We start from the raw sequence: 8296 nt of genomic DNA on the forward strand, positions 1-8296 counted from the left end.
GTTCAGCCCGACTTTACCCGTCCACAATGGGCGTGAGCCGCGGCAGCAACAACTGGATCCACCCCCATGCCGCCAGATAGGCGACGCCGGCGAACAACAGCAGCGGCAGGTACCCCAGCCCCGCCGCCAGCGTCAGCCCGGCGATCTTCGCGATCGCCACGCCGCCCATATTGCCGCAGAAGGCGCCGAATGCGGTGACGCGCCCGACGCGCCGCTGCGGCACGATGTCGGCGATCATCGCAAAGACGTTGGTCGAAAATGCCTGGTGCCCCGCCAGCGCCAGCGCCATCAGCAGCACCGCGAGCGGATAGCTGTGCGTCGCCAGCGCCAGCGGGATCGGCATCACCGCCAGCGCCGCGCCCAGCAACACGCCCTTGCGGACGCGGTTCACCGACGCGCCCCGCCCCAGCCACCGCGTCGGGATCACCCCGCCCAGCAGCGACCCGATCGCCGCACCGCCATAGGCCAGCGCCAATGGCACCCCCAGCGCGACCCCCGACAACCCGAACTGGCGATGGAAGAAATCGGGCAGCCAGAACAGCAGCAGCCACCAGGTCGCATCCGACAGCAGTTTCGCACCCGCCACCGCCCACATCCGGCGGTCACGCAGCAGCGGCCGGTCCGGCAGCGGCGCAGCCATGGCGGCGACCGGTTGCGCGAAGACAATGCCGCGCGCCGCGACCAGCCACGCCAACGCCCACAGCAACCCGAGGAGCCCGACCGCCACGAACGTCCCCCGCCACCCGAGCGAGAGCCCGAGCACGGGAATCGCGAGCGGCGCGAGGATCGCGCCCAGGCTGTTGGCGGCATTGCCCGCGCCGAACCCGGTCGAGCGCCAGCGCGGCGGCAGCACCGCGGCAACGGTCTTGATCCCCGTCGGCGTCCCCATCGCTTCGGTCGCGCCGAGCGCGACGCGCACCGCGACGAACTCGGTCATCGATCGCGCCCAGCCGTGCAGCAACGCCGCCACGCTCCACGCCGCGACCCCGACCGGATTGGCCCAGCGCACCCCCAGCCGATCCGCGATCCAGCCGCTGAACAGGAAGCCGACCGCCGCGCCGCCCTGGAACCAGGCCGCCAGCGTACCGTAATCGTCGTCGCTCCAGCCGAGATCGGCGGCGATCACAGGCTTCAGCACCGCGATCACCTGCCGGTCGACCAGATTGAGAACGCCGGCGGTGATGACCAGCGCGAAGAGCAGCGCGCGGTGCCGCCCGCTCAGTTCCGCGACGGGACGGCTCACAGCGTCAGCGGCGCATGATCGATCAGCGGCAGGACATGGCGCGCGAAAAGATCGGCCTCGGCGGCGTGCGGATAGCCCGACAGGATGAACGCATCGATCCCGGCGGCGCGATACGCCTGCAATTTGGCGAGCACCTGATCGGGATCGCCGACGATCGCCGCGCCGCAGCCCGAACGCGCGCGGCCGATACCGGTCCACAGGTTCGCCTCGACATAGCCATCGTCCGCGCCCTCGCGCAACTCGGCCTGCCGACGAACCCCGGCCGATTGCGAGTCGAGCGACCGGGCGCGGATCGCGGCACCCGCGGCGTCGTCCAGCTTCGACAGCAACCGGTCGGCGGCGACGCGCGCCTCCGCCTCGGTCTCGCGCACCACGACGTGCACCCGGTAGCCGAACCGAAGTGTCCGCCCGCGTCGCGCCGCCCGTGCGCGCAGGTCGGACACGATCCCGCGCACGCCGTCCATCGTGTCGGGCCACATCAGATAGACGTCGGCGCCCGTCGCCGCCGCCTCGCGCGCCGCTTCCGACAAGCCGCCGAAGTAGAAGGGCGGGCAACGTCCCGACGCCGTCGTCACGCGCGGCGGATCGAGCTTCAGCTTCCAGAAGTCACCGTCGTGATCGAGCGGCTGTCCGTCGAGCAGCGTGCGCAGGATGTGCATCGCCTCGACGGTGCGCGCATAGCGAGGGGCGCTGTCCAGCGTTTCGCCCGGCAGGTCGCTGGAAATGATGTTGACGGTCAGCCGCCCGCCCAGCATGCGGTCGATCGTCGCGATCTGCCGCGCCAGTTGCGGCGGCCAGCTCTCGCCGATCCGAACCGCCATCAACAGCCGCATCCGCCGCAGCATGGGCGCGATCCCTGCCGCGAACGCGGTCGTGTCGATCCCCAGCGCATAGCCCGACGGCAGCAGGCAATTGTCGTAGCCCGCCGTCTCGGCCTGCAGCACGATGTCGCGGCAATGCTCCCAGCTCGACCGCAGCGCCGGGTCCGGCACGCCCAGGAACTCATAGTCGTCGTCGCACAAGGCGGAGAACCAGCTGATCTCGCACGGCCCGGCGGTCGTCGTCACGATATTGCTCTCCATCGGCCTGTCCGGCCGCGTTCATGCCAGCGCTTCGCCGCGCCTGCCACATGCCCGCGCTTTCCCTCCGTAAAGCTTTGCCCTGTTGTCGCGTGCCCATGATCGGCGGGAAAGCGCGCGCAAAGAAAGGGCAAGGAGCGACGATGACGGCGAAAATCCGCTACGGCGTGGTGGGCACGGGCATGATGGGGGTCGAGCATCTGCGCAACATCGCGCTCCTTCCCGATGCCGAGGTCGTCGCGGTCGTCGACCCTGTCGCGACGTCGCTGGGGTGGGCGAGGGACGCGCTGGGCGCCAAGGCCGATGCGGTCGCGACCTTCAACGACGTCGAGACGTTCGCACAGGAAGCGTCGGTCGACGCCATCGTCGTCGCTTCGCCCAACCACACCCACCGTGCCGTGCTCGAACCGTTGTTCGGGATGGACGCTGCGATCCTCTGCGAAAAGCCGCTCGCCACCACCGTGGCCGATGCGCGCTGGATCGTCGATCGCGCCGCAGCGCACCCGCGCCCGTTCTGGACCGGGATGGAATATCGCTTCATGCCCCCGGCCGCCGCGTTTATCGAACAGGTCCATGCCGGGCGTGTCGGCGCCTTGCGGATGCTGTCGATCCGCGAGCATCGCTTTCCTTTCCTGCCCAAGGTCGGCGACTGGAACCGCTTCGCGCGCAACACCGGCGGCACGATGGTCGAGAAATGCTGCCACTTCTTCGATCTGATGCGATTGATCGTGCAGTCCGAAGCGGTCCGCGTCTACTGCTCGGGCGCGATGGACGTGAACCATGTCGAGGAGCGATATGACGGTGCCCGTCCCGACATCATCGACAACAGCTTCACCACCGTCGATTTCGCGAATGGCGTCCGCGCCATGCTCGATCTGTCGATGTTCGCCGATGGCGCCGAGCACCAGGAGGAAATGACCGCAACGGGCGACGCCGCCCGCCTCGACGTCCTGATCCCGCCGGGGGAGCTGGTCTTCAGCCCTCGCGTCGGCTTCGGTCAGGCGAAGCGCGTCGAACGCACGCGCGTCGCGATCGACCCGGTCGCCCTCGCCGCCGGGAGCCACGAAGGCGCGACCTTCTTCCAGCATCGCGCCTTCGCGGCAGCAGTGCGCGGCGACGGGGTGGTACACGTCACCGCGCTCGACGGTTTGCGCGCCGTTCAGATCGGCGCTGCCGCGGAAATCAGCGCGCGGGAACATCGCGTGGTGGAGATCGCGGAGGTGGCCGACCAGCGCTGAGCTGCCGCGATGCGGGATCGCAGCCCCCGAGCAGCATCGTACTCCAGCTGCTGAACGACGAGGTGGCGAGGAGAACCTTGGGAGAAATGCATAACTGACTGATAGAAGGCATGGATCGCAACGGGCCATTCAAGCTAGCGCCGGCGCATGAGCCGTCCCCCCTCCAGCGGACATATCGCGATCATCACGGCGCCCCTGTCGGGCCACCTCAATCCGGTTACGGCCGTGAGTGTCCATCTGCGGCGGCTCGGCTGGCGCGTGTCGATCGTCCACATCGCCGCGGCGCAGCGGCTGGTGACCCGTTCCTCGCTCGACTTCGCGGCGCTACCCGGCGAGAGCGACGACCTGTTCGCAAACTACCTCGCGGCCCTGGCACAGCCGACGGGACCGATCGGATTGCGGCGGATGATCCGAATGACGGCCACAATGACCGAACTGCTGTTGGCGCAGGCTCCAGCGGTGCTCGAGCGGATCGGCGCCACCGCCGTGCTGGCGGATGCCGTCGAGCCATCCGGGCCGCTGATCGCGGCACGCCTCGGCCTGCCGTGCGCCGGGGTCGTCACGGGATTGCCGCTGTCGAGGGACGACGCGGTGCCACCGCCGTACGTAGGCTGGCGCTACCGTGACGACGCATGGGGTCGTTTTCGCAACCGTTCGGGCTACCTCGTCGCGGCGCAATTGATGCGGCCGATCGCTTCGGTCATTGAGGCACGTCGGAGGGACTGGCGGCTTGCCGATCGGGACACGCAGATCGCGACGCAGGTAGCGCAATGCCCGCGCGAACTCGACTTTCCTCGGCCTTCCCGTTCGACCGCCCTTCATTACGGATCACCATGGCGGTTGCCCGACGCGGAGCATGTCGCGCTTGCCGGCGACGGGCGCCCGTTGATCTTCTGCTCGCTGGGCACGCTGCAGGGTGCGCGTCCGGCCCTGTTCCGCATCATGGCCGCGGCCTGCGCTGCCGTGGGCGCACGCGCGGTGATCGGACATGGCGGCGGGCTTTCCGCGGCGGAGGAGGCCTCGTTACCAGGTGATCCCCTGGTGCGTGCCTTCTGGCCGCAACGTACCGTGCTCGACCGATGTGCTGCGGCGATCCTGCACGGCGGGTTCAACTCGGTCCTCGATGCACTGGCCGCAGGGATCCCGGTCATGGTTCTGCCGATCGGGTTCGAACAGCCCGGCACCGCGGCCCGCATCGCCCATATCGGCGCCGGCAAAGTCCTGTCGCCCCGTCGGCTCAGCACCGCATCACTGGCGCGCGCGCTGCGCGATCTCCTCGATGACGAGCGTTACAGAAACGCCTCTCGTCGGATCGCAGGCGCCATGGCCGCAGGCGGTGGCGGAGCCGGTGCGGCGGCGATCATCGACGCGGCGCTGACATCTCGCGCCTGAGCGCCGGCAAGCGCCACCACGGCGTGCCGGGGTGCAGGTGATGTTCGTGATGGTAGGCGCCGAAATGGTAGCAGGTGAGCAAGGACAAGCTCGGATGCAGCCTGGAACTGCGCGCGTTATGCGCGTCGGTGAACGGCTCGTCGCCGTGCCGATGCGGCAGGAAGGTACCGAAGACAAAGAGCTGCGCGAGCGCAATCAGCGCAGGGATCGCCCAGAAGACGACGATGTTGAGGAGCGAGGCGCCCAGGATCACGTACAGGGTCGCCGCCAGGGTAATCCTCCCGAGCTGCCCGTGCGTGTAATAGCTTCGGAAAAAGCCGACGAACCAGGGCAAGGCCCGGCTGGGAGCGGTGACGTGAAAGTCGGGATCGGCAGAAGTCCCCGGCGCCGCGTGATGCGCATGATGCTTCGGCAACAGGGCAGCGTAGGACAAGCCGGCATAGGCCGCCAGACAGAGCGAGCCCACCACCGTGTTCAAACGCGGATGCCCTGGCGCAAACGACCCGTGCATGCAGTCGTGGGCGACGATGAACAGCCCGGTGCTGAGCCATGCCTGAACCAGGACCAGTCCGATGGCGAGCGCCAGGCCCGCCGCCGTCCACTCCCAGAAGAAGATGCCGCCGATGTGGATCGTCGACCACGCAGCACCGATCGCGGCGGCAAACGCCATGCTGCGTCGCCCGCGTCGCCGAAGGATCGCTGGCTCAGTCACCGATCCACTCGCAGCCGCAAGCGGCGTTCGGCCGATCGGGGCCGGGCGCGAAGAGGATACCGAAACTCACCTTGCCTCCTTGCGCTTCATGCATGGCGAACGCGGTACGCTTGCCGCCATCTCATCCGAATCGCTCATGAACCATGTCGTGAACGACAGCATACAGGACGCCATCATGCGCCGCAGGGTGCAATATTCCACGGTCGAGGCTGCCGCTGTGACGACCGATGGCGTCTCATACCAGACCATGGATCGCTTGGGTGCCCTTTGCCTGCACCGCCCTGATCCCGCCCGCCGAGCCAGGCACGCCCGCATCGCTCGCCGCGAGCGGGCGGACGGCGGCGATGGCGATCAGGGCGAGCAGTAGCCCCGCGATCACGTCCACCGCATAATGGCCGCCGAACAGCGGCGTCGCCATCACCGTCAGCCCCGCCCACGACGCGCCAGGCCAGAACGCGCCGCGGATCGGCCGCAGCGACCAGGCCAGGATAACCGGCAGGGTCGCGTGATAGCTCGGAAAGCTGACGATCCCCATCAGTTGCGAAAGATCGAGTTGCCGGAGGCTGCCGTTTCGCAGCCCTGCGATCAGATCGCGCTCCAGCCAGGCGACCGACGGCCAGAGCTGCCGGTAGGCGCTCGGCGCGAAGAGATTGCCGAACGCCGGCATGAGGCCGGAGATGAGGATCGTCGCCACGCCGGCCAGCACGGCCGCCGCCACCATCAGCCGTAACCGCTCGATCCGCCCCGTCGCGGCGAGCACGAGGATGCAGATCACCATCTGCACCGCCAGGCTATGATAGGCGAGACCGCTCAACATCAGCAGCGGCGCAGGCAATCGATCCGCAGCGGCGAGAAGGCCGGGCCAGTGCAGCCCGAGCCTGGCGTCGGCCGCGGCCAGACCGGCGTCCCACAGCGGCTCGGCGCGGGCAGCGAAAAGATACGCCAGTGTGACGCCCAGGATAGTGAAGAGCGTCATCTGGAGGAGCGCCACCGCAGCGGCGGAGACATGCTTCCGCCCAGCCCTTCTGCCCATCACGACGCCGCTAAGGAGGAGGGTCAGGCCGGCGGCGGGCGCCATCGCCCGCTCGGCTGCGATACTAAAACCCATTGCGAGGCCAAGCGATACGCAGCTTCCGAGCATACCGAGCAGGATCGCCCATGACAGCGCGTCGGCGGCGGGCATTGACGGTGCTTGACGCATATCGGCCCAACGCAGGCGGAGCCACGAATGTCCCCGGCCATGGGGGGCCATCATCCAGATGACACGCTATCGCGCCGCCATCGACAGACCGCCGCCTTTCTCCCTGAGATCGGTATGCAGCTGCGGCGGCATTCCTGCCTGCTAGCGCAAAGGTCCGGAGCTAAACTTGCGCAGCAACGCCAAGCTGTCGCCACCCTGATCTCACCGGATGCGCAGCATACTTGTGACGGCATCATCGTTGAGCAGCGAATCGCTACGGACCTGTGCGCCACGACAATCAAAAACATGGATCAAAATGAAAGTGTTAACGTCGTTGCGCTAGGATCGATGCGATAACGTCGAAATGGCTTCTGAAATGAAAAACCTTCGCATCGGCAAAAAGCTTATCCTGTGCTTCTCTATTCTGTTCCTGGCGGTCGTGGCGATCGGCGGACTGGCGCTATACAACCAGAGTCGCTTGAACGACATGGTGTTTGACCTTGGTGTCGAACGTCGCGCCAAGTTGGAGGCGGCTGCCGCGATCAACACCGCGATGTCGGATTATCGCGTGGCAGAAAGCGCCCATGTCTTGGCGAGTGATCCGTCGAACATGCGGTCGGCAGAAGTGGCCCTGCAAGCGCAACGGTCCCTTGTGGCGGAAAAGCTGAAGTACCTGGAGCCGCGCATCAACAAGGCGACGACACGTGCGGCGCTCGAGAAATTCAAGGCGGCTTGGGCCCGGTATCGGGTGAGATCGGATGCCATGCTCGCCCTGTCGCGACAGGGCGACAGCAAATCAGCCTTGTCGACCTATCATTCGATCCGCGCGGATTTCGAGCAGGCGAATTCGAGCGCGGTTGCCGTTCAGGAAGCTCAGTCCGAGGTTATGAACACCGTCGCTCGCGATGCTCAACTGCTATACGGGTGGAGTCGCGGCTTGACCATGGCGGCGGTCGCCGTCGTTGCGGCCTTGTTGCTGGCGATCCTGAGCATGCTTGTTCGGGGAATCGCTCGACCGCTGACGGCGATGACCGGCGCGCTGGGCCAATTGGCCGCCGGGCGTATGGACGTCGACGTGCCGGTGGAAGAGCGCAGCGACGAGGTCGGCGACCTCGCCGGCGCCATGACCGGCCTGCGCAATCAGCTCGCTTCTGCGGAGAAGGCCAAGGAGGAGCAGACGCGCTTGATCGTCGACAGCGTCGGGACGGGACTTGATGCGCTGGCGCGCGGCGACCTGACGGCGCGGGTCGATGCCGAGCTGACCGGGCCGTTCGCGAAGCTGAAGGCCGACTTCAACAACGCGATGGACGCCGTGGAGACCGCCATGACGGCGGTATCGGTGAGCGCGACGGGCATCACCAACGGCGCCAGCGACATCCGCCAGGCCTCCGACGACCTGTCGCAGCGCACCGAGCAGCAGGCGGCGTCGCTCGAGGAAACCGCCGCCGCGAT

7 protein-coding genes are annotated in these 8296 nt (G+C 67.5%); 3 read left to right on the forward strand and 4 right to left on the reverse strand.

All coding sequences use genetic code 11. The features are described 5' to 3' along the window. Positions 1-13 precede the first annotated feature (13 nt). Together J2Y58_RS09340 and J2Y58_RS09345 are read right to left on the reverse strand one after the other, a co-directional pair. Complete coding sequence (locus tag J2Y58_RS09340) at positions 14-1243, reverse strand: MFS transporter (RefSeq protein WP_310101949.1); 1230 nt, start codon at positions 1241-1243, stop codon at positions 14-16. Next, positions 1240-2325, reverse strand: coding sequence for an LLM class flavin-dependent oxidoreductase (locus J2Y58_RS09345; RefSeq protein ID WP_310101952.1), 1086 nt, complete (start codon positions 2323-2325; stop codon positions 1240-1242). The genes J2Y58_RS09340 and J2Y58_RS09345 overlap by 4 nt, the downstream gene beginning before the upstream one ends. Before the next feature lie 140 nt (positions 2326-2465). On the opposite strand from J2Y58_RS09345, the gene J2Y58_RS09350 reads away from it, so the two are divergent. Together J2Y58_RS09350 and J2Y58_RS09355 are read left to right on the forward strand one after the other, a co-directional pair. Continuing rightward, positions 2466-3560 carry a Gfo/Idh/MocA family oxidoreductase gene (locus J2Y58_RS09350; RefSeq protein ID WP_310101954.1) on the forward strand — a complete coding sequence of 365 codons (1095 nt, stop codon included), beginning with the start codon at positions 2466-2468 and terminating at the stop codon, positions 3558-3560. Between the two features lie 294 nt (positions 3561-3854). Then, entirely contained in the window at positions 3855-4952 is a 1098-nt protein-coding gene (locus J2Y58_RS09355) for a glycosyltransferase (protein WP_310101958.1), read from the forward strand. Here the strand turns inward: J2Y58_RS09355 and J2Y58_RS09360 are convergent. Further along, the gene (locus tag J2Y58_RS09360) at positions 4921-5622 is read right to left on the reverse strand and encodes a fatty acid desaturase (RefSeq protein WP_310101961.1); all 702 of its coding nucleotides are present in this window, start codon (positions 5620-5622) and stop codon (positions 4921-4923) included. The two genes, J2Y58_RS09355 and J2Y58_RS09360, sit on opposite strands and share 32 nt — an antisense overlap. A 277-nt stretch (positions 5623-5899) precedes the next feature. Beyond that, positions 5900-6847 (reverse strand): phosphatase PAP2 family protein, encoded by a 948-nt coding sequence (locus tag J2Y58_RS09365; RefSeq protein WP_310101964.1) that lies wholly within the window; start codon positions 6845-6847, stop codon positions 5900-5902. A 373-nt stretch (positions 6848-7220) separates the two neighbouring features. Between J2Y58_RS09365 and J2Y58_RS09370 the strand changes: the two genes are divergently transcribed. Then, on the forward strand, positions 7221-8296 hold a 1076-nt coding region (locus tag J2Y58_RS09370; protein WP_310101966.1), incomplete at its 3' end, for an MCP four helix bundle domain-containing protein.

This window comes from Sphingomonas sp. BE138 (assembly GCF_031456125.1).
Taxonomy (GTDB): Bacteria; Pseudomonadota; Alphaproteobacteria; order Sphingomonadales; family Sphingomonadaceae; genus Sphingomonas.

Bases quoted from the DNA above. Each gene is read 5' to 3' on its own strand.
- J2Y58_RS09345 (WP_310101952.1), bottom strand. From the start codon at position 2,325: ATGGAGAGCAATATCGTGACGACGACCGCCGGGCCGTGCGAGATCAGC.
- J2Y58_RS09350 (WP_310101954.1), top strand. From the start codon at position 2,466: ATGACGGCGAAAATCCGCTACGGCGTGGTGGGCACGGGCATGATGGGG.
- J2Y58_RS09360 (WP_310101961.1), bottom strand. From the start codon at position 5,622: ATGGCGTTTGCCGCCGCGATCGGTGCTGCGTGGTCGACGATCCACATC.
- J2Y58_RS09365 (WP_310101964.1), bottom strand. From the start codon at position 6,847: ATGCCCGCCGCCGACGCGCTGTCATGGGCGATCCTGCTCGGTATGCTC.